We start from the raw sequence: 21,212 nt of genomic DNA on the forward strand, positions 1-21,212 counted from the left end.
GGCGACCGCGTGAGACTGGATTCGATGTACCAGGACGTCATCCTGGACCACTACAAGAACCCCCATGGACGGGGCCTCAGGGACGGCGACGCGGAGGTACACCACACCAATCCGACCTGCGGGGACGAGATCACCCTGCGGGTGCGGCTCGACGGCGAGACGATCGAGGACGTCAGCTACGAGGGCCAGGGCTGTTCCATCAGCCAGGCCAGCGCGTCCGTGCTCAATGAATTGCTGGTGGGCAAGGAGCTGAGCGAGGCTCGCAGGATCCAGGAGACGTTTCTGGAGCTGATGCAGTCCAAGGGGCAGACCGTTCCGGACGACGCCATGGAGGAGGTGCTGGAGGACGCGGTCGCGTTCGCCGGTGTCTCCAAGTACCCCGCCCGAGTGAAGTGCGCCCTGCTCAGCTGGATGGCATGGAAGGACGCCACCGCACAGGCGCTCGGCGAAACCGCTGGAGGGAAGACCGCATGAGTGAAGACGTGACGACCACCAAGCCCGCCAGCGAGGAAGAGGTCCGCGAGGCCCTGTACGACGTGGTCGACCCCGAGCTGGGGATCGACGTGGTCAACCTCGGGCTGATCTACGGCGTTCATATCGACGACGCCAATATCGCCACCATCGACATGACGCTGACGTCCGCGGCCTGTCCGCTGACCGACGTCATCGAGGACCAGGCGAAGTCGGCGACCGAGGGCATCGTCAACGAGCTGCGGATCAACTGGGTCTGGATGCCGCCGTGGGGTCCCGACAAGATCACCGACGATGGCCGCGAGCAGCTGCGCGCCCTCGGCTTCAACGTCTGAGCGCCCCTCAGCACCTGCTTTACGGCAGCGGCCCCCGCGCATCCGCGCGGGGGCCGCTGCCGTCTTCGCGAGACGCCGCCTTCGCGGGACTGCGAGGGCCAACATGTGTACAGCCGTACGCATCGTTGTGTACGCTCGTACGCATGGGGTACCTGATGCTCTCCGGCGCGATCATGGCTGAGGTTCTGGCCACCACTTCGATGAAATACAGCGACGGCCTCACCCGGCTGTGGCCCACCCTGGCAACCGTCACCGGATATCTGATCGCCTTCGCCCTGCTCGCCCAGACCCTCAGAACGGTCTCCGTCGGCACCGCCTACGCCATATGGGCCGGGATCGGGACCGCCGTCATCGCCGTCATCGGCACGGTCTTCCTCGGGGAGTCCGCGACCGCCGCCAAGGTGGTCGGCGTGCTGCTGGTCATCGCCGGGGTCGTGGTGCTCAACATCGGCGGGGCGCACTGATGCCGCGCCGCTACGACCCCGGACGGCGGCAGCGCATCATCGACGCCGCGATCACCGTGGTCGGCGAGCGCGGCATCGGCGGGCTGAGCCATCGCACGGTGGCCGCCGAGGCGGACGTACCGCTCGGCTCGACCACCTACCACTTCGCCACCCTCGACGATCTGCTGGTCGCCGCGCTCAGCCAGGTCAACGCCGACTGGCTGGCGGAGCTCGATCGCTGGGAGCGCACCGCCGACCCCGATCGCCCGCTCGCCGACGAACTGCTGCGGCTGATCGAGATGCTGCTGGGCGGGGACCGCATCCGGCTCGAGCTGGAGTACGAGCTGTATTTCGCCGCGCTGCGCCGGGAGGCGGTCCGGTCCATCGCCGCTGCCTGTCCGGACGAGATGGCCACCCGGCTGGCCCGCCGGATCCCGGACCCCGGCACCGCACGGTCGGTGGCGGCGCTGGTGGACGGGGTGATACTCCAGGTACTGCTGACCGGCAGACCGCTGGTGCGGGCCGAGGTACGGGCCGCGCTGGAGCGGCTCACCGGCTGAGCCGGGACGAGGGGGCGGCGCGTGAACCCGATCGGGCCCTGCGGGGAACAGGGGGGAGCGGCCCGGACTCTTCGCCCGGCTCTACGACCGGTACGCGCCCGGCGTCCACCGCTACGCCGCCCGCTGCCTCGGCGATGACCCCGGCCAGCCGCACAGTACCCCCGATGGTCCGGCACAGGGAGCCGGACCATCGGGGCACGCCACTGACGAACCCGACGAACGGTGCCCACCGCTGGCGGACCCTTCCGCGGCCGGGACCGGAGCAGACCGTTCCGGACCTGGACCGGCCAGGTCCGGGGCCGGCCTCCGGACCGGGGCATGAGACCGGTTCGCCTCCCGGGGGCGCCTCCGGTTAGCGTTCTGACCATGACCGACGCAGCCACCACCCGTACCACCCGCCCCGGCGCCGTCGCCGCCGGACTCGCCACCCTCACCGAGGACGGCACCGTTCTGGACACCTGGTTCCCGTCCCCCGAGCTGGCCGACGCGCCCGGTCCGGCCGGGACCGAGCGGCTCGACGCCGAGCGGACCGCGCGTCTGCTGGGCGAGACCGCCGTCAAGGCGCTCGGCCCGGACCCGCGCCGCGGGGTCGAGGTCGTGGCCGTCCGTACGGTCATCGCCTCGCTCGACGACAAGCCGCTGGACGCCCATGACGTCTACCTCCGGCTGCACCTGCTCAGCCACCGGCTCGTCGCGCCGCACGGCCAGAACCTCGACGGGATGTTCGGCGTGCTGGCCAACGTGGCGTGGACCTCGCTGGGCCCGGTCGCCGTCGACCAGCTGGAGCGGGCCCGCCTCGCCGCCCGTGCCGAGGGCCTCCAGCTCTCCGTGACCAGTGTCGACAAGTTCCCGCGGATGACCGACTACGTGGTCCCCGCCGGGGTCCGCATCGGTGACGCCGACCGCGTACGGCTCGGCGCGCACCTCGCCGCCGGGACCACCGTCATGCACGAGGGCTTCGTCAACTTCAACGCGGGCACCCTCGGCACCTCGATGGTCGAGGGCCGGATCAGCGCGGGTGTCGTGGTCGGCGACGGCTCGGACATCGGCGGCGGCGCGTCGATCATGGGCACCCTCTCCGGCGGCGGCAAGCAGACCATCGCCATCGGCGAGCGCTGCCTGCTGGGCGCCCAGGCGGGCATCGGCATCTCGCTCGGCGACGACTGCATCGTGGAGGCGGGGCTCTACGTGACCGCGGGCACCCGCGTCACCCTCCCCGATGGCAAGATCGTCAAGGCGCTTGAGCTCTCCGGCGCCCGCAACCTCCTCTTCCGCCGGAACTCCACCACCGGTGCGGTCGAGGCGCTGCCGCGCTCCGGTTCGTGGGGCGGTCTCAACGAGGCCCTGCACAGCCACAACTAGCCGCGGTCAGTCACCACTGAGGTCCCAGGCCGGTCCGGTCGTCGCCCGCTTGTAGGTGTCGATCAGGCCGGCCGTGGTGTCGGTGCGGGCGGGGAGCAGCGGCGCCCGCACCGGCCCGCCGGGCAGCCCCAGCGCGTCCAGCAGCGCCTTCGCGGTGACCGCCCCGGGAAGGTGGGACATCATCGCGTCGATCAGCGGGGTGAGCGCGAGATGGCGGCGGGCCGCGGTGCCCGGGTCGCCGGTGTCGTACGCGTCCACCACGGCACGCACCTGCCGTCCGGCCACATTGGCGACGGTGCTGATGTACCCGGCCGCGCCGATCGCCCGCAGCGGCAGATTCTGCTCGTCGCAGCCGGAGTAATAGGCGAGTTCGGTCGCCGCCAGCACCCTCGCCGACTTCATCAGGTCGTACGCGCAGTCCTTCACCCCCGTCACCCGCGGGTGTTCGGCGAGCCGCAGCAGGGTGTCGTACGAGAGCGCGGTGCCGGTGCGCCCCGGGATGTCGTACAGCAGGACGGGCAGCCCGACCGCGTCCGCGACGGTGCGGAAGTGTGCCCGGACCGCGTCTTGCGGCGGGCGGCTGTAGTACGGGGTGACCACCAACAGCGCGTGGGCGCCCGCCCGTTCGGCCGCCCGCGCCAGCTCGACCGCGTGCCGGGTGTCATTGCTGCCGATCCCCGCGGTGATCCGCGCCCGGTCGCCGACCGCCTCGGCCGCCGCCCGGACGACCGCCTCCTGCTCGGCGTCGCTGGTGGTGGGCGCCTCCCCGGTGGTGCCGTTCAGCACCAGTCCGTCGCAGCCGTCCTCGTCGACGAGGCGGGTGGCGAGGAGTTGGGCGCCGTCCAGGTCGAGCGAACCGTCGGCGGCGAACGGCGTGACCATGGCACAGGCGGAACGGCCGGAAGGACCGACGGTGCGGTGGTGGTGTGTGGACATAAGGGAATCCTCCTGCCCTTTGATCTACAGGTCTACTGCGGAGTTCTACACATCACTGTGAAGTGTCGCTTACGGGTGGCCGCGGCGGGTGCGGCGCGCCGGGGCTATGGCTTCTCGGCGTAGACGTAGACCCGGGCACCCGACTTGGTCGTGCTGCCCGCGCCCTTTCCGCTGTAGACCACGTACACCTCCCGCCGTACGCCCTCGTCGATATCGGTGAAGGCCAGGTCCGCGTGGGAGGGGACATGACCGGTGAGGCCGTCCGCGACCGCGCGCGGGATGGCGGCGTCGACGCGGGCGGGGCCGCCGATCCGGTAGGTGGCGCGGAAGTCCTTGACGCTGCTGTCCTGACCACCGTTGACCCGGTAGCGCAGACAGGCGGTCCGCCCGGCCGTATGTCCCTCGACCGGTACGTAGAAGCGGTGCGCGTCCGGATTCTGTTCGGGTGCGAAACGGGCCAGTTGCTCGGCCCGGTCGATCGCCGAGGGGCGAGCGAAGCTGTCCCGTCCGAGGAAGAACCACCCCACTGCGGCCATACACAGGAGCACCACCAGGCCCAGAAGACCCAGGGGAAGCATCCAGCCCGCCCGGTGTCGTGTGGCCCTCGACAGCGACATCTGTCCCCCTGACGCACGAGTGCTCCGGAGCCCGGCGGGATGCCGGACTCCGGAGCACTCTAGCCAGCCGCGTGCGCGAACACCCTTACGGGCGGACGCGGACGACCTGTGGGTCGTGGTCGCTGGACTGGTCCGCGAACTCGGAGTTGATGTGCACGATGTCGTAGTCCGGGCGGCGCAGTGCGCGGCTGGTGAGGATGTGGTCCAGCACCTGCGAATTGCCGTTGTAGACATAGCCGTAGCGCTCGGCGCGCGGCAGTCGCGTCACCAGGTCGGTGAGGACCCCGCCCTTGGTGAGCGCGCCCAGTGCGGGCGAGAACTGGTAGTCGTTGAGGTCGCCCGCGACCACCACGGCGGCCTTCGGGTCGGCGGCCAGCAGCTCCTTGACGAAGGTGTTCACCGCCTTCGCCTGTCCGGTGCGCTGGGTCTCCGAGGAGCGGGCCGGGGGCTGGAAGCGGCTGTCCAGGCCCTGGTCGCCGCCCTTGGAGTTGAAGTGGTTGGCGACCACGTACACCGGGCGGCCACGGAAGGAGAACTGCGCGGCCAGCGGCTTACGGCTGTCCTTCCACACCTCGTCGGCCGGGGCGATCCGGCCCGGCGAGGCCGACAGCGACGCCTTGCCGTCCTTCTTCACCACCCGCACCGGGGTGGTGGAGTCCCCGCCCGGGACATCGGTGAACGAGACCCGCTGGGGGTTGAAGAGGTACGCGACCCGGATGTTGCCGCCCGGCTGGCCGCCGTCCTGGTCGTCAACCGGGTCGATCTGGCGCCACTCGTACGAGGGGCCGCCGGCCGCCGCGATCGCGTCGGTGAGCTTCTTCAGAGTGGCGTTCGCGCCGACGACCGAGTCGTTGGTCGGGCCGTTGTCGTCCTGGACCTCTTCCAGGGCCACGATGTCCGGCGAGGCGAGATTGGAGACCAGCGCGGAGGCGAGACGGTCGAACTTCGCCTGCGCGGTCTTGGGGGAGAGGTTCTCCACGTTGTAGGTGGCGATGGAGAGCTCGTCCGACTTCTGCGGCCGGGTCCGCTCGCGCTCCGGTCCGTGGTCGGCGAGTTCGCCGAGGGCGGTGGCCGCGATGGTGTAGCCGCCGAAGTTGTCGTAGTCGAGCGGGCCCTCGGTGGCGCCGGTCAGCTCGTCGCCGACGTCCGCCACCGGGAAGGGGTGCTGGGCGTAGGGGAGGAGGGACGCCACCTTCAGCCGACCGGAGTTCGGGTCGCGGTAGGAGTCGTAGAGCGCTCCGCCGCGCGCGGTGCGGTGGTGACGCGGCTCGGCGGTGACCCACAGCTCCTTGTAGGTGTTGGTCGCCCCGACGACGGGAGCGTTCTTGACGGCGACCCGCATTCCCTCCAGCGACTCGTACAGGTCCAGCGCGTACGAACGCGGCCGCAGCGTCAGCCCCTCGATGGAACCGTCCTTGGCGTCCCCGCCGTCCGGGGCCTTCGGGGCGTAACGGTCGGGGACGGTGGAGGCGTTGAGGCGGAACGTGGCGGGCAGCGCGTTGCCGGAGGAGCCGACCGTCCAGGTCGCCTTGGTGATCTCCGTCATCGATTGCAGCCCGGCGTCGGCCCCGCCCGGGTAGTACTCGCTCACCGTGCCGGACACCGTGACCGCGTCGCCGACGGCCACGGAGGGCGTCGTCGACCCGGTGAACACGAAGATCGCCTCACTGGTGGCCCGGTCCTTGTCCGGGCTGGCGTCCTGCATCCAGAACCCGCGCGCGGAGCCGAAGGAACGTATCGCCGTCACCGTACCGGGGACGTCGGTCACCTTCTGCCCGGCCAGCGGGGATATCCGGGTGCTGCCCTGGATGTCATGAATCCGTACCTCGGCGGCGGACGCCGATGACGGCACGACGAGCAACCCGGCCGCGAGTGCGGAGGCGACGACGGCGGTGACGGTGAGAGGTGCGCGCAGGGCGCGTGGGGACATGGTGATGGCCTCCGGAAAGGAGTGAACAGAGGGAAAATGGGCCTCTACGCGCGTCAATCTCGGCCCTAGCCAGGGCAGTTGTCAAGGGATGAAGGATGTACGGGGTGGGACGCGTGGATGAATCCACGCGGTGGGGGGCGTGCGGGTGTGGATTGCCACATGGCCGCGCCGGGCGCAGGGGCCCCGCCCGGCGCGGGTGGGAGTGGTCTGTGGGCCGCGCCCATGTGGTCTGTCGGGTTCGTGCGTGGCCGGGGTCGGCGGGACGAGGGCGCCGTGCGTCCGGTGGCCACGGTGCGTAGGGGGCGGTGGTGCCTGCCGCCGTGGGCGGGGGTCTATGCGGGCCGGTCCGCGGTGGAGTCCCGGGGTGCGTCCATGGCGTGGCGTGTCGGTGGGACCCGCACGGTCACCCTTCCGTGCCGGGGGTCAGCGCGGTGCGGCCGGTGGGGTCTGGCGCGGGGGTGGGGCCGGGCCCGGCGGGTCGGGGCTGGCGGGCCGGGCACGACGGGTGACCGGGGCCCGGCCCAGCCTTCTTCCGCCCTGGGGGTCAGCGCGGTGCGGGTGGTGGAGTCCGGCGCGGGGCCCGGGGGCCGGGCACGGCGGGTGACCGGGGCAGCCCGGTGGGGCGTGGCTGAATCGGCCGGTTGGTGGGGCGCGGGGCCACATCGGGACGAAACTGGCCGCCCCTTCCGTCTACGCTGGGGTCGGGCCGCGTGTCCATACCGTGCCCGAGACATCCGAATCCCCGAGGAGATGACTCCGCCCATGCCCGGAGACCGCCCCACCATGCCGCCCGTGCGGCTGCGTACCGACGCGGAACTCGCGCGGGACGCGCTCGCCGCGCCGCTCCTCGCCCGCGCGGTGCGGCTCGCCCGCTGGGTCGAGCCGGGGAAGCCGGTCGGTTCGGGCGGCGTCCTGTCGGAGGAGGATCTGCGCGCCGCCGTCGAGCTGCTCGACCTCGCCGCCGACGAGAACGGCCCGGCGTACACCGCCCAGGCGTGGCAGCTCGCCGTCGACACCGGGCTCGTGGAGATCGAGGAGGTCGAGGAGACCGAGGACGGGGGCGAGGAGGCAGCGGACGGGGCGGACGCCACCGCCGTCAGCGGCGAGGAGCTGGGTCTGATCACCCAGGGCAGCCCCCGCGACATCCTCGACATCTGGCTCGACGGCTTCGAGACCGTCCTCGCCGACGCGGCCGCCCCCGACCTCGCCGATATCGTCGACCAGATCAGCGAGGGCGGCGAGCTCGATCTCGACTCGCTCGACTGGAACCCGGAGGAAGAGGCCGAGTTCCTCGACGGGATCCTCGGCAATCTCTATATGCTCACCGCCCTCGGCGAGGACGCCGGTTCCGTTCCGCTCCCCGCGCTTGTCGCCTCCATGATCGTCCCCGACGATATGGGCGAGCCCACCGACGACATCCTCGAAGAGGTCTCCGAGGCGATGATGCGGCTGGACGATCAGTTCCGGCTGCTCGCGCCGATGGGTCTGATCGACTACCAGCCGGTGGACGAGGCGCTGATCGAGGAGGTCGACGGCGAGGGCCGCATCCAGAGCCCGGACGCGGCGCCCGCCGACGGCGACGAGGAGGAGGACGTCTCCCGCTACGGGATGGTCCGGCTCTCCCCGCTCGGCGTCTACGGCATGCGGTCCCGCATGGTCGAGGCGGGTATCGACGCCCCGGCCGTCGGCGATCTCGCCGGCAAGGGCGCGGACGTGCTGCTGGACACCCTGCCCGGCCACCCCGAGCCCGCCGCGCAGGCGGAGGCCGAGCAGTGGCTCGCCCGCCGTACGCCGGAGGAGGCCGCCCGCGAACTGCTCGCCGCCGCCCGTGGCGACGACGAGTCGGCGCCGCTGCGCCGACTCACCTGCCAGCAGACGCTGTCGCTGGTCGGGGCGGATGCCGAGGCCGCGCTGCGCGAGGTGCTCGACGACCGCCAGCTGGGCGGTCTGGCCCGCGTCTGGCTGGCCGAGCACGGCGCGTCGGGCGTGCCGGAGCCGTCGGAGGAGATGGTCTTCTGGCTGACGGTGGACACGCTGGCCGCACAGCTCGCGACCGAGGACGACTCGGACGAGCTGCGGGAACTGGTGCGCGGACTGGTCGACCAGTCCGGGAGCTTCTTCGACACGGCCTGGCGGGTGGACCATCCGGCCACGGCGGACGTGCTGGAGGCGATGGGCCGTCTCCACCCGGACAAGAAGGCCGCCAAGGAAGCCCGCAAGGCCGCGTTCAAGGCCCGCTCCCGGGCGTGACCCCCGAGCGGTGATCCCCGAACGGGCATGACGCCCGTCAAGGCGAGTTGACGAGGCCGTCCCGGCAGCACTGCGCACGCACCGTGCTCCCGGGGCGGCCTCGCGGTGCGCTCAGCGCCCCAATCGGTGCGGTGATGTCGTGTTCCGTTCAACTGGCGTTCGGGCGAGGGCGACACCGTGAGCACGCAGGTCGGAGGAGATGTCTGCCGCTCAGGAGATGAAGATGCCGCTCACCCGAAGAGATTTCGCGAAGAGTTCCGCGTTCACCGGGGCCGGGGTCGCCCTCGTGGGCAGCGCCGGGGTGCTCGCCACCGCGCCCGGCGCCCTCGCCGCGGAGAACATCCACGGCGCGAACACGGCGAACGCGGCGAACGCGGCGAACGCGGCGGACACCGCCGCGGGCCGGGCCCGGCTGGGGTACGGGCCGCTCGTCTCCGACCCCGAGGGGATCCTGGCCCTCCCCAAGGGGTTCCGCTACCGCGTCATCACCCGCACCGGTGAGACCACGCTCGAGACCGGCGAGTCCACCCCCTCCAACCACGACGGCACCGCCACCTTCGAGGGCACCCGCGGTGCGACTCTCCTGGTCAACAACCATGAGCTGAAGGGCCCCCGTTCGGACTGGCCGCACCCGGTGCCGCTCACCGAGGGGCTGGTGTACGACCCGGCGGCGTCCGGCGGCTGCACCGTCGTCGAGGTGTCCAAGCACGGTGACCACGTCACCGAGTGGGTCGGCATCGCGGGCACCTCCACCAACTGCGCCGGTGGGCACACCCCTTGGGGCACCTGGCTGACCTGCGAGGAGACCGAGGACAAGGCCGGTCAGAGCGGTATGACCAAGGACCACGGCTATGTCTTCGAGGTCGATCCCCACGACCGCCGCGCCAACCGCGACCCCAAGCCGATCAAGGCCCTGGGCCGCTATGCCCACGAGGCCGTGGTCGTGGATCCCAAGCGCGGTGATCTCTACCTCACCGAGGACGCCGCCGGGCCGAACGGCCTCCTCTACCGCTGGATCCCGCCGCACGGCTTCCGCCACGGCCGCGGCAAGCTCCGCACCCTGGCCGATGACGCGGGCGTGCTCCAGGCGCCCATCTGCTATGACTCCGGCGGCCGGTTCGTCGACGACCTCTCCCGCGCCACCAGGACCGGCACGGTCTACGGCGTGGACTGGGTGAACGTCCAGGACCGCGACGCGAAGTCCACGCCGGTCCGCAAGCAGTTCGCCGAGGGCCGGATCACCCGCGCCCGCAAATTGGAGGGCATGTGGTGGGCGGACGGCGGGGTCTACGTCGTCTCCTCGTTCGCCCGTGAGGAGAGCCCGGTCCAGCACGACGGCCAGGTCTGGTTCTACGACCCCAAGCGCCGCACCCTCACCCTCAAGGTGCTGCTGGGCGTCAACCCCGACCCGGCCGAGGACGGTGCCTTCGACGGCCCGGACAACATCACCGTCTCGCCCTACGGCGGTCTGGTCATCGCCGAGGACGGCGAGGGCGTCCAGCACCTGTTCGGCGCCACCGACGACGGCCGGACCTACCCGATCGCCCGCAATGAGCTGAACATCGGCAGCGCGGAGAAGCCCGCGTTCAGCGAGTTCACCGGCGTTGTCTTCTCGCCCGACGGCCACACCCTCTACGCCAACATCCAGGACCCGGGCATCATGCTCGCGATCACCGGACCCTGGCGCCGCCAGCGCTGAAACGCCTGACGCCTGACGCCTCACGACCGCGGGACAGCTGAGGGACACCTGAGAGGCACCTGAGGGCAGCGGGGCCGGGAATCTCCCGGCCCCGTTCGCGTTGAGATGGGAGTGAGCTCCGACCGCGTCCGCAGCACCCGCTTCTCCGTCCTCGACCGCTCCCGCACCCGCCAGGGGCGGGACCGCTCGCGCGAACTGCGCGACACCGTGCGGTTCGCGGAGCAGGCCGAAGCCCTCGGATACCACCGCTTCTGGGTCTCGGAGCACCACAGCGTGCCCGGTGTGGCCGGTTCGGCGCCGACCGTCCTGGCGGCGGCCGTGGCCGGGGCCACCACCCGGATCCGGGTGGGCACCGGCGGGGTGATGCTGCCGAACCACCGTCCGCTGGTGGTGGCGGAGCAGTTCGGGGTGCTGGAATCCCTCTACCCCGGGCGGATCGATATGGGCCTGGGCCGCTCCGTCGGCTTCACCGACGGGATACGCCGCGCCCTGGGCGCCGACAAGGACGCCGCCGATGACTTCGGCGACCGGCTCGCGGAGCTGCTCGGCTACTTCACCGGGGACCAGCGCGCCCACCCCGAGGTCCATGCCCACCCCGCCGAGGGGCTGACGATCCCGGCGTTCGTCCTGGCCACCGGCGCCGGGGCGGATATCGCCGCGGCGGCCGGACTCTCCCTGGTGATCGGCGAGCTCCGCGGCGAGGACACCATGCTGCGCGCGATCGAGCGCTATCGGACCGGCTTCCGCCCCTCGGTGTGGTCGGCCGAGCCCTACGTGATCGTCTCGGGCAATGTCGCGGTCGCCGATACGGCGGAGGAGGCCCGCAGACTGCTGATCCCCGAAGCCTGGGCGATGGCCTACTCCCGTATCCACGGTGTCTTCCCACCGCTCACCCCGCCCGACGCCATCGAGGCACTGGCGATGAACGACAAGGAGCGCGGCTTCTACGAACGGGGCCTGGGCGGTCAGCTCCACGGCACCGAGGACGAAGTCGCCGCCGCGCTCGATACGTTGATCGAGCGCAGCGGCGCCGACGAGGTGCTGGTCACCACCAGCACCCATGACCGCGAGGCGCTGCTCGACTCCTACCGGCGACTGGCCCGGCTGGCCGGAATGACGGCGACGCCCGCTCCGGGGACGGTCTCAGAGGGACTTCGCGGCGGGCTTGACCATGCCGCGCACGGTGCGTGAGTCCACGTACTCACCCATCGCGGTCATCTCCCACTCACCCGAGAACTGCTTGATCAACTTCGCCATCATCACGCCCGTGCGCGGCTCGGCGGAGGTGATGTCGAAGCGGACCAGCTCGTCCCCGGTCTGCGCGTCGACCAGACGGCAGTACGCCTTCGCCACATCGGTGAACCTCTGCCCGGAGTAGGAGTTGACCGTGAAGACCAGGCCGGTGACCTCCGGCGGCAGCCCGCCCAGGTGCACGGTGATGGTCTCGTCGTCACCACCGCCCTCACCCGTGAGGTTGTCACCGGAGTGCTGGATCGCGCCGTTGAGGATGGCCAGCTTGCCGAAGAAGCAGGCGTCGATCTTCTTGCGGTCGACGCCGAAGGCGATGACGGACGCGTCGAGGTCGATGTCCTTGCTGCGGAAGGCGGGCTCCCAGCCGAGGCCCATCTTCACCGAGGTGAGCAGCGGACGGCCGCCCTTGACCAGCGAGACGGTCTGGTTCTTCTGGAGGCTGACCCGCCCCTTGTCCAGATTGATCTTGCCGCCGGAGGGAGCGGCAGCGGCGGCGGGCGCGGCGGCCGGGGGAGCGGGCGGTGCGGCGCTCGGCATGGGCGGCGGCGGGGCGCCGAACCCGGCGGGCGGCCCGGACGGCGGCGGCGCCTGCACCGGCGGCGCGACGGGCGCGGCGGGTGCGGGGGCCGCGGCGGGTGCGGCGGGCTCCTCGACCGAGACGCCGAAGTCGGTGGCGATCCCCGCCAGCCCGTCGGCATAACCCTGGCCCACCGCGCGGACCTTCCACGCGCCGTTGCGCCGGTAGACCTCGACCACCACGAGCGCGGTCTCGGTGCCGAGCCGGGGCGGGGTGAAGGAGGCGATCACGGCACCGTCGTCGGCGCCGCGCACGGTGGCGGTGGGCTCGGTGCCCGAGAAGGTCGCGCCCGGCTGGTCCAGGCTCGCGGTCACCACGATCTTCTCGATATCGGCGGGGACGGCGGCGGTGTCGACGGTGATGGTGTCGCCCGCGCCGCCCGCGCCCGCGCGGTGGGTCACCCCGGGGCCGGACGGCTGGTTGTAGAAGACGAAGTCGTCGTCGGAGCGCACCTTGCCGTTGGCGGTGAGCAGCAGGCCCGACACGTCGAGCCGCACGGGGGCGGTGACGTCCACCGCCACACGGGCGACGGAAAGGGGGAGGTTCGAGCCGGGAGTCATTGCGGTCATGACCGGGATAACGAACTTCCCCGCTTTACGGTTCCTTGACCTGCCCGGTTCCTGTGCATCGGTTGTGCGCCCGTTCTCCCCCGGCGGAGCCCCTGTGGACCGGCGCACCCGAGGGGCGGCGTCAGCGCCTTTCGCAGGCGACGGCCTCGGCGGGCTCCACCGCGTTCCGCTCGTGCCGTCCGCCGGTCGCGGCCGCCGCGACGCCCACCACGCTCACCGCCATCCCGGCCAGTGCCAGGGCGCCCGGCGCGTCACCGAACATGACGTACGCCCACACCGCCGTGGTCGGTGGGGTGAGGTAGATCAGCGCGCTCGTCCGGGTGACCCCGTCGCGCCGCAGGCTCAGCCAGTAGAAGCCGTAGCCGCCCACCGTGGAGAGCAGTACGGTCCACGCCACCGCCGCCCAGAACGCCCCGCCCGCCGGGGGCCCGGCGTGCCCGCCCACCGCCGCCACCCCCGCGAACAGCAGGGCGCTGGTGACGCAGTGCAGCGGTACGGCGTCCACCGGGGCCAGCGGCGCCCGCGCCCGGCGCTCCAGGAAGCTGGCCGCCAGCAGCGCCGCCATCGCCGCGAACGGCAGCCCGTACGCCCATCCCGGCGCCGCGCCCGCGCCCAGGTCGTCCCGGACCACCAGCGCCACCCCGGCCAGGCCGATCGCCAGCCCCGCCCACTGCCGCGGCGCCACCCGCTCGCCCAGCAGCCGCCCGGCCAGCGCTCCCGCCGCCAGCGGCTGCAACGCGGCGATCAGGGCCGCCGTCCCGCCCGGCACCCCGAGCCCGACCGCCCAGACGATCCCGCCCAGATAGCCGCCCTGCGACAGAGCGCCGATCACGGCCTGCTCGGCGACCGCCCGCGGCGCAAGCCTGCGCCGCCGCAGCAGCAGCCAGGCCCCGCCCAGCACCGCGGTCGCGGCGATGAACCGCCACATCAGCAGCGTGTCCGCGGTGGCCTGCCGGGTCCCGAGCTCCGCCCCGATGAAGCCGGAACTCCACATCACCACAAGGCCGAGGGAGGTGATCGCGCTGCCGGGCATGGGCTGTCCTCGCTTCCCCGACGGGATCGGGTATACCGATCTGTTTACTCCTCTCCGTACTAGACTAAACAGATCGGTTTACCCAGTCCATCCCGGGAGGCGAACCACGTCATGGAAGCGCTCACGCCCGCCGCCCGCCGCGTCCTCGACTCGGCCGCCGAGCTCTTCTACGGACACGGGATCAACGCCGTCGGCGTGGACCTGATCGCCAAGCACGCCGGAGTCACCAAGAAGACGCTCTATGAACGCTTCGGCTCCAAGGAGGCGCTGATCTCCGCCTACCTGCGCGAACGCGACGCACGCTGGCGCGCCTGGCTCACCGCCCAGGTCGACGCGGCGCCCCCGCGGGACCGCGTCCTCGCCACCTTCGACGCCCTGGCCGACTGGATGCGCCGTGAGAACCCGCGCGGCTGCGGCTTCGTCAACGCCGCCGCGGAGCTGCCGGACGCGGACCATCCGGCGCGTGCCGTGATCGCCGACCAGAAGCGGTGGCTACGCGGCTATCTGCGGCGGCTGTGCGAGGAGGCGGGCGCGTCGGACGCCGGTGAACTGGCCGATGAACTCCTGCTGCTCCATGAGGGCGCCACCGTGCTCAACGGCCTGTCGGCCCTCGCCGACCCGGTCGCCGTCTCACGCCGGATGGCCGTGGCCGCCCTGGAGCGCGCCGGGGCCGTGACGGGCCGGCGCCGGACGGCTGAGGGCCGACGGCTGACGGCCGACGGCTAGAAGCGGTCCCACAGAGGCGGGTTGGTGCAGAAGACCCCACCGAGCCGGTCGGTGTCGGGATCGCCCGGCACCAGCTCGCCCTGTTCCGCGATCAGCTTCTCCGCGTACACCTCCGCGTCGTCCCGGGGCTCGTACCCCAGCTCGCGCGCGGAGCTGAGGTCCCACCACAGGCGGGTGTTGGCGGAGCTGCCGTAGACCACCCGGAAGCCGACGTCCTCCGCGCTCAGCGCGGCGTGCAGCAGCCGGGCGGCGTCGGCCGGGCTCAGCCATGTCGACAGCGCGCGTACCGTCGGCGGTTCCGGATCGCAGGAGCCGATGCGGATGGCGACCGTCTCGATGCCGTACTTGTCCCAGTAGTACGAGCCCAGGTCCTCGCCGAACGCCTTCGACAGCCCGTAGAAGGTGTCGGGCCGGTGCCGGGTCCCGACGGGGATCGCCGGATCGCCGTCGGCGGCGGGGCGCGGGGTGAAGCCCACCGCGTGGTTGCTGGAGGCGAAGACCACGCGGCGGACGCCCGCCTCCCGCGCCGCCTCGTAAAGGTGGTGAGTTCCCTCGATGTTGGCGCGCAGTATCTTCTCGAAGGTCGATTCCACCGAGATGCCCGCGAGGTGGACGATCGCGTCCACGCCCCGTACGGCCTCGCGCAGCGTGTCCCTGTCCGCCAGGTCGGCGGTGATGGCGTGCGGCGCGCCCTCGACGGGGGCGAGGTCCAGTAGCCGCAGCTCGTAGCCGTACCGCGGGAGGAGTTCGCGCATCCAGGTGCCCATCCCTCCGGCGGCGCCGGTGAGGAGGACGGTGCGGGGAGCGGGCATGGGCGGAGCCTCTCGTGAGTGTGCGGTATCCCGGTCGGTCTCAGTCTCGCCGTCGCGCGCCGTGTGTCCAAAGGTGTGACCGCCGAGCAACCTTGGCCGGGGCCATGTCGTCTCACTGGTCAGGACGGGCGACTGGTGATGTGGACCCGTCCCAGGTGAATCCCTATACATGTGATGTATACACCCGGTGTAGAGTGCCTGGGTGCCCCGTCAATGAGGCGCCCCTCGGCGTCGGTTGATGAGGCGCCGACCACTTTGGCGCACCTATGCCCCTTTTGGTCGCCGGACGATCGAGGCGCAGTAAAACCGGCATACGGTGCATAACTTCATCAAGCGGGGGACTTCATGAGGCGAATAGGCCGCATATCCATGCTGGCGACGGCCGTAACCCTGGCGCTGGGCCTCAGTGGCTGTGGCGCCTCCTATGACACGACCGCGCCGCGCAGCGCCAGGGAGCAGGCGGCGGAGGACCAGCAGGCGAAGGCGGACGCGAAGAACACGACGCTCGACACGGCGGACGGTACGAAGCCCGTCGACTGCTCCAAGGCCAAGTGTGTCGCCCTGACCTTCGACGCCGGCCCCAGTGAGAACACCCCGCGGCTGCTGGAGATCCTGAAGAAGAACAAGGCGCACGCGACGTTCTTCATGCTCGGTAAGAACCACATCGAGAAACACCCCGACCTGGTGCGGCGGATCGCCGACGAGGGGCATGAACTGGCCAACCACACCTGGTCGCACAAGATCCTGACCGACTCCGACGACGACGAGGTGCGTTCGGAGATCAACCGGGTGCAGAAGGCCGTGAAGAAGCTGACCGGCCGCACCCCACTGCTGATGCGTCCGCCGCAGGGCCGCACCGATGAGCGGGTCTCGAAGATCAGCCGGGAGCTGGGGGTGGCGCAGGTGCTCTGGAGCGTCACCGCGAAGGACTACCAGACCAATGACTCCGCGCTGATCAAGGAGCGGGTCCTCGACCAGACGGAACGCGACGGCGTCATCCTGCTGCACGACATCTACAAGGGCACGGTCCCGGCGGTGCCGGGGATCCTCAAGGAGCTGAAGGAGCGGGGCTACACGGTGGTGACCGTGGGGCAGCTGCTGGCTCCGGCCGTGGCGGAGCCGGGCAAGGTCTACAAGCCCTGAGGTCCGCGCCCTGAGTTTCGCGCGCTGAGGTCCGCGCGCCCTCAGCCCTGCGCGACGAACAGGATCGGCCACAAAATGATCAAGAATTGCCGGACCCTATCGCTGGGGTGGTTCATTTTCGTAATCTAAGGATCCTCGAGACGGCGGCGACCTAATCTGGACTGGCGGCAACTACGGCACGGAACGGCCGGTCCTGATCCCCCGGTCCGTTCTCTCGACGCAGAACAGGAGTTGCCATGAGGGTGAGGCGCAAGCGGGGCCGCCACCGCCGCCGCAAGGACCGCACGCTGCCGCTCGGCAGCGCGGTCATCGTGGCATCGGCTGTGGCGGGGGTGTACCTGACGGCCTCCCCGGACGGCGCCCAGGCCGTGCCCAGCACCGTCTATGTCGCCCCAAGTGGCAGTGACAGCAAGGCGGGTACCCTCGCCTCGCCCTTCCGGACGCTGGAGAAGGCGTTCTCGGTGGCCGAGGCGGGCACCACCATCGAGGTGCGCCGTGGCACCTACTACCCGGCCCGCACCCTGCGCAGCTCGGTCGACGGCACCAAGCGCGAGCGGGTCGAACTGCGGCCCTACGACGGCGAGAAGGTCCGGATCGACGGCTCCCGGCTCCGCACCGGCTCCGCCCTCGTCGCCCTCAGCGGTGACTACTGGACCGTCTCCGGCCTCGAACTGCGCAACGCCCCCGGCGGCGGGCTGGTGTGCACCTCCTGCTCCCAGGACGTCTTCCACAGCCTCACCACCCGGGACAACGGCGACACCGGGCTGACCCTGCGCGGCGCGGGCACCACCGACAACGTCATCCGGAACCTGGACTCCTCCGGTAACCACGACGCCGCCACCGGCGGACAGCGAGCCGATGGCATAGCCCTCACCCATGGCTCCGGCACCGGCAATGTGATCACCGGCTCCCGGCTCTACCACAACAGCGACGACGGCGTGGACCTGTGGATGTGGGCCAGCCCCGTCACCATCGAGCACTCCTGGGCGTACGGAAACGGCGAGAACCGCTGGCGGATCCCCGGCTTCACGGGCGACGGCAGCGGTTTCCAGCTCGGTGCCGACCGGGTCGCCGCACCCTCGCCCGCCCATGTCGTACGGTCCTCGGCCGCCTGGAGCAACAGCAAGAGCGGCTTCGCCGCCGGTGGCAATACGGGCGACCTCCGTATCCAGCGCAGCACCGCCTTCGGCAACGCGCGCAAGGGCTTCGACCTCGACGGCACCCACGCCCGGCTGCGGTCCAACCTGTCCGTCTCCAACGGCGGGGCCAAGGCCGACATGGGGCGGTTCGCGGTCTCCGAGGGCGACAACTGGACGCCGGGCGCGCGGCCTTCGCCGCCCTTCGTCACCACCGACCCCACCACGGCCTACGGCTCCCGTCGGCAGGACGGCTCGCTGCCCGTCACCAGCTTCCTGGTGGTGATGGACAGCACGCCGCTCGGCTCGCCGATGAAGTGACCGCCGCGGATCAGCGGTGGCCCATGATGGGGCGCGGCCGGTAGGGCTCCTCCAGCCGGGCCACCTCGCTCTCGTCGAGCTCCAGCTCCACCGCCGCCACCGCGTCGTCCAGATGCGCGGTCTTCGTCGCGCCCACGACCGGCGCCGTCACCGCGGACCTGCCCAGCAGCCAGGCCAGGGCGATTTGTGCGGGGGCCACCCCGCGCTCGGCGGCCACCTCGCGGGTCGCGTCCACGATGGCGAACTCGGCGTCCGCGTACCACTTCTCGACCAGCGCGTCGTTCCGCGCGCGGGTGGTGGGGCCGGAGCGGTCGCGGTCGCGGTTGCCCGCGAGCAGACCGCGCGCCAGCGGGCTCCAGGGGATGACCCCCACCCCCTGATGCGCGCAGAGCGGGTTCATCTCCCGCTCCTCCTCCCGGTACAGCAGGTTGTAGTGGTTCTGCATCGAGACGAACCGGGTCCAGCCGTACGAGGCCGCCGTGTGCTGCATCGTGGCGAACTGCCACGCGTACATCGAGGACGCCCCGATGTACCGCGCCTTCCCCGCCCGCACCACATCGTGCAGCGCCTCCATGGTCTCCTCGACCGGCGTCTCCGGGTCGAAGCGGTGGATCTGGTAGAGATCCACATGGTCGGTGCCCAGCCGCCGCAGCGAGCTGTCGACGCCCGCCATGATGTGCTTGCGCGACAGCCCCCGGTCGTTGGGGCCTGGGCCCATCGGGGAGTACACCTTGGTGGCGAGCACATAGTCCTCGCGGCGGGGGAACAGTTCGCGCAGCAGCTCGCCGGTGATCTCCTCGCTGCGGCCCATGGCGTACATATCGGCGGTGTCGAAGAAGGTCACCCCGCGCTCCACCGCCCGGCGTACGATCGGCCGCGCCGCGTCGATGTCGAGCTGCCACGGGCGGTGTTCGGGGCTGCCGTAGCTCATCATGCCCAGGCAGATCCGGGACACCTTGACACCCGAGGTGCCCAGCCGCGCGTACTCCATCTCGCTTCCCCTCTCGCCGTCCTCGCCCCTGAGCCCTCAGCACACCACCACCGGGGCCGGATGTCAGCCGGGAGTGACGAACCCGCACTCGTACGCCGCGATCACCGCCTGGGTGCGGTCGCGGACGCCCAACTTGGCGAGGACCGACGCCACATGCGTCTTGACCGTGGCCGGGCCCACCGCGAGCCGCTCGGCGATCTCGGCGTTGGTCAGCCCGCGGGTGATCAGCCGCAGCACCGCGGCCTCCCGCTCGGAGAGCCGGTCGCGGAGCTGACGCGCTCTCTCACCGGAGGGGTCCGCGCGGGTGGCGGCGTGTTCGGCGGCCAGCGCCCGGACCGCCGCCGGGAAGAGCAGCGAATCGCTCCGCGCCACCAGCCGTACGGCCTCCACCAGTTCCTCCGCGCGGGACCGCTTGAGCAGGAACGCGCTGGCTCCGGCGCGCAGCGCGTCGTACACATAGCTGTCGTTCTCGAAGGTGGTCACCACGATGACGCGGGGCGGGTCCGCGACGGTGCGCAGGATCTCCTCGGTGGCCCGGATACCGTCCCCGTCGGGCATCCGGACGTCCATCAGCACCACGTCCGGCCGCAGTCGGCCGGTCAGCGACACGGCCTCGGCGCCGCTGCCCGCCTCGCCCACCACCTCCAGGTCCGGTTCGCTGGACACGATCGCGCGCAGCGCGGTGCGCACCATCCGCTCGTCGTCGGCGAGCAGCACCCGCAGGGTGGAAGGGGGAGCCGGGGGAGTGGTCACCGGGAGACCTCCAGCGGGAGCCGGACCGTCAGCCGCCAGACCTCACCGGCCGGTCCCCAGTCGCAGACCCCGCGCAGCAGGGCCGTCCGTTCGGCGATCCCGCGCAACCCCCGGCCGCCGCCGGTGCGCCGACCCCGGGCGGTGCCGCCCACCGGGTTCTCCATGCTGATCTCCAGCTCCTTCCGTCGTCCGTCCTCGCCGATGCGCAGCCGCACCGGCACCGGCCCCGCATGGCGCAGCGCGTTGCTCAGGCCCTCCTGCACGATCCGGTACGCCTCGCGGGAGACCACCGGCGGCACCGCGCCGAGCGGACCGGGGGCCGTCAGCTCGACCGTGACGCCCGCGGCGCGGGTGCGGTCCAGCAGTCCGTCCAGATCGGCGAGGGTGGGGGCGGGGGCGGCGGCCGTACCGCCGCCGCGGCCGGTGTCTTCGTCGCCTTCCCGCAACAGCCCGAGCACGGTGTCGAGTTCACCGACCGCGCCCCGGCTGGTCTCCTCGATGGCGGCCAGCGCCTGCCGGGCGAACTCCGGGTCGGCGTGGAGCACCTTACGCGCGGCGCCCGCCTGGAGGGTCACCGCGCTGAGGGCGTGGCCGACCGCGTCATGGAGCTCCCGGGCGAGGCGGTTACGGGAAGCCAGCCGGGCCGCCCGCTCCTCCGCGGCGGCGAGCCGCTCGGCCGGGACCGGGCCGAGCAGCGCGGGCGCGCAGCGGGCCAGCAGCGCCCCGGCGCCCACCGCGACCGCCACCACCAGGGCCAGCAGCAGCAGCGCGGCGATCGGCGCGCCCACGGTACGGGCCCCGCTGAACTCCGGCCAGTCCATCTCCCGGGCGTGGGAGACATCGGTGAACGGCAGCGACAGCAGCACCACCGCACCGGGCGGCAGGGACAGCGTCACCCCGCTGACCACCCCGCCGACCGCCAGATGCAGGGTGTACCAGAGCGCGGCGCGGCTGCGCGCGTCCCAGGAGGCGGCGGGCCCGGTGGCGAGTTCGGCGGAGGCGGGCAGTCCGCACAGCGAGCGGGCCGCCGTCGCCTCCAGCGGCCGCACCAGCGGGAAGAGCGCGGTGACGGCGGCCGGCGGCAGCGCGGCGACGAAGGTGACGAGCTGCCAGCCCAGCGAACTGAACGGACGGAACCCCGGGACCAGCGCGGACAGGATCACCGTGGTCAGCAGGAAGTACGGCATCAACAGGGCGCCGCCGAGCACCAGATGAACCCAGCGCAGCAGGGCGCGCCGCCCGAGTGCCGTATGTGCCGCCCGCCCCCACCACGCGCCGGTCATTCGTACAGCGTACG

General features: G+C 71.7%; 20 protein-coding genes. 11 read left to right on the forward strand and 9 right to left on the reverse strand.

Features of this window, described 5'->3' with window-relative positions:
* The first annotated feature begins 9 nt into the window (after nt 1-9).
* From sufU to dapD, 5 genes are all read left to right on the forward strand, one after another.
* The gene (gene sufU / locus AB0C66_RS10085) at nt 10-474 is read left to right on the forward strand and encodes a Fe-S cluster assembly sulfur transfer protein SufU (RefSeq protein ID WP_362435282.1); all 465 of its coding nucleotides are present in this window, start codon (nt 10-12) and stop codon (nt 472-474) included.
* A complete protein-coding gene (locus AB0C66_RS10090) occupies nt 471-806 on the forward strand; it encodes a metal-sulfur cluster assembly factor (RefSeq protein ID WP_362435284.1) in 336 nt (111 codons plus the stop codon). Before sufU ends, AB0C66_RS10090 begins: the two co-directional genes overlap by 4 nt.
* A gap of 143 nt (nt 807-949) precedes the next feature.
* On the forward strand, nt 950-1,270 hold the full coding sequence (locus AB0C66_RS10095) for a multidrug efflux SMR transporter (RefSeq protein WP_362435286.1): 321 nt from the start codon (nt 950-952) through the stop codon (nt 1,268-1,270).
* Entirely contained in the window at nt 1,270-1,809 is a 540-nt protein-coding gene (locus AB0C66_RS10100) for a TetR family transcriptional regulator (protein ID WP_362435289.1), read from the forward strand. The genes AB0C66_RS10095 and AB0C66_RS10100 overlap by 1 nt, the downstream gene beginning before the upstream one ends.
* Nucleotides 1,810-2,175: 366 nt before the next feature.
* The gene (dapD, locus tag AB0C66_RS10105; protein WP_362435291.1) at nt 2,176-3,171 is read left to right on the forward strand and encodes a 2,3,4,5-tetrahydropyridine-2,6-dicarboxylate N-succinyltransferase; all 996 of its coding nucleotides are present in this window, start codon (nt 2,176-2,178) and stop codon (nt 3,169-3,171) included.
* Nucleotides 3,172-3,177: 6 nt separating this feature from the next.
* Here the strand turns inward: dapD and dapA are convergent, their stop codons facing one another.
* From dapA to AB0C66_RS10120, 3 genes are all read right to left on the reverse strand, one after another.
* The gene (gene dapA / locus AB0C66_RS10110) at nt 3,178-4,107 is read right to left on the reverse strand and encodes a 4-hydroxy-tetrahydrodipicolinate synthase (protein ID WP_362435294.1); all 930 of its coding nucleotides are present in this window, start codon (nt 4,105-4,107) and stop codon (nt 3,178-3,180) included.
* Between the two features lie 104 nt (nt 4,108-4,211).
* Nucleotides 4,212-4,643, reverse strand: coding sequence for a hypothetical protein (locus tag AB0C66_RS10115; RefSeq protein WP_362435296.1), 432 nt, complete (start codon nt 4,641-4,643; stop codon nt 4,212-4,214).
* Between the two features lie 166 nt (nt 4,644-4,809).
* Complete coding sequence (locus tag AB0C66_RS10120) at nt 4,810-6,654, reverse strand: endonuclease/exonuclease/phosphatase family protein (protein WP_362435299.1); 1,845 nt, start codon at nt 6,652-6,654, stop codon at nt 4,810-4,812.
* A gap of 762 nt (nt 6,655-7,416) precedes the next feature.
* Here AB0C66_RS10120 and AB0C66_RS10125 point away from each other — a divergent pair.
* The 3 genes from AB0C66_RS10125 (at nt 7,417) to AB0C66_RS10135 (ending at nt 11,794) form a co-directional block, all read left to right on the forward strand.
* Nucleotides 7,417-8,904 carry a hypothetical protein gene (locus AB0C66_RS10125; RefSeq protein WP_362435301.1) on the forward strand — a complete coding sequence of 496 codons (1,488 nt, stop codon included), beginning with the start codon at nt 7,417-7,419 and terminating at the stop codon, nt 8,902-8,904.
* Between the two features lie 223 nt (nt 8,905-9,127).
* The gene (locus AB0C66_RS10130) at nt 9,128-10,603 is read left to right on the forward strand and encodes an alkaline phosphatase PhoX (protein ID WP_362435645.1); all 1,476 of its coding nucleotides are present in this window, start codon (nt 9,128-9,130) and stop codon (nt 10,601-10,603) included.
* 105 nt (nt 10,604-10,708) lie between these two features.
* Nucleotides 10,709-11,794, forward strand: a complete 1,086-nt coding sequence (locus AB0C66_RS10135; protein WP_362435302.1) for an LLM class flavin-dependent oxidoreductase — start codon at nt 10,709-10,711, stop codon at nt 11,792-11,794.
* Here AB0C66_RS10135 and AB0C66_RS10140 read toward each other — a convergent pair.
* Together AB0C66_RS10140 and AB0C66_RS10145 are read right to left on the reverse strand one after the other, a co-directional pair.
* Nucleotides 11,747-12,991 carry a TerD family protein gene (locus tag AB0C66_RS10140; protein ID WP_362435647.1) on the reverse strand — a complete coding sequence of 415 codons (1,245 nt, stop codon included), beginning with the start codon at nt 12,989-12,991 and terminating at the stop codon, nt 11,747-11,749. The two genes, AB0C66_RS10135 and AB0C66_RS10140, sit on opposite strands and share 48 nt — an antisense overlap.
* A 130-nt stretch (nt 12,992-13,121) precedes the next feature.
* Nucleotides 13,122-14,033 carry a DMT family transporter gene (locus AB0C66_RS10145; RefSeq protein ID WP_362435303.1) on the reverse strand — a complete coding sequence of 304 codons (912 nt, stop codon included), beginning with the start codon at nt 14,031-14,033 and terminating at the stop codon, nt 13,122-13,124.
* Between the two features lie 111 nt (nt 14,034-14,144).
* Here AB0C66_RS10145 and AB0C66_RS10150 point away from each other — a divergent pair, with 111 nt between their 5' ends.
* Nucleotides 14,145-14,759: a helix-turn-helix domain-containing protein gene (locus tag AB0C66_RS10150; RefSeq protein ID WP_362435305.1), complete on the forward strand. Its 615-nt coding sequence runs from the start codon at nt 14,145-14,147 to the stop codon at nt 14,757-14,759.
* Here AB0C66_RS10150 and AB0C66_RS10155 read toward each other — a convergent pair.
* The gene (locus AB0C66_RS10155; protein ID WP_362435307.1) at nt 14,756-15,571 is read right to left on the reverse strand and encodes an NAD(P)-dependent oxidoreductase; all 816 of its coding nucleotides are present in this window, start codon (nt 15,569-15,571) and stop codon (nt 14,756-14,758) included. The two genes, AB0C66_RS10150 and AB0C66_RS10155, sit on opposite strands and share 4 nt — an antisense overlap.
* 345 nt (nt 15,572-15,916) lie before the next feature.
* Here AB0C66_RS10155 and AB0C66_RS10160 point away from each other — a divergent pair, with 345 nt between their 5' ends.
* Both AB0C66_RS10160 and AB0C66_RS10165 read left to right on the forward strand, forming a co-directional pair.
* Nucleotides 15,917-16,714 (forward strand): polysaccharide deacetylase family protein, encoded by a 798-nt coding sequence (locus AB0C66_RS10160; protein ID WP_362435309.1) that lies wholly within the window; start codon nt 15,917-15,919, stop codon nt 16,712-16,714.
* Between the two features lie 236 nt (nt 16,715-16,950).
* Complete coding sequence (locus AB0C66_RS10165; protein WP_362435312.1) at nt 16,951-18,171, forward strand: right-handed parallel beta-helix repeat-containing protein; 1,221 nt, start codon at nt 16,951-16,953, stop codon at nt 18,169-18,171.
* 10 nt (nt 18,172-18,181) lie between these two features.
* Here the strand turns inward: AB0C66_RS10165 and AB0C66_RS10170 are convergent, their stop codons facing one another.
* From AB0C66_RS10170 to AB0C66_RS10180, 3 genes are all read right to left on the reverse strand, one after another.
* Entirely contained in the window at nt 18,182-19,162 is a 981-nt protein-coding gene (locus tag AB0C66_RS10170) for an aldo/keto reductase (RefSeq protein WP_362435315.1), read from the reverse strand.
* 63 nt (nt 19,163-19,225) lie between these two features.
* Entirely contained in the window at nt 19,226-19,915 is a 690-nt protein-coding gene (locus AB0C66_RS10175; protein ID WP_362435317.1) for a response regulator transcription factor, read from the reverse strand.
* A complete protein-coding gene (locus AB0C66_RS10180) occupies nt 19,912-21,198 on the reverse strand; it encodes a histidine kinase (RefSeq protein WP_362435319.1) in 1,287 nt (428 codons plus the stop codon). Before AB0C66_RS10180 ends, AB0C66_RS10175 begins: the two co-directional genes overlap by 4 nt.
* Nucleotides 21,199-21,212 lie beyond the last annotated feature (14 nt).

The sequence above is a fragment of the Streptomyces sp. NPDC048636 genome (genome assembly GCF_040650655.1).
In the GTDB taxonomy this organism is placed as follows: domain Bacteria; phylum Actinomycetota; class Actinomycetes; order Streptomycetales; family Streptomycetaceae; genus Streptomyces.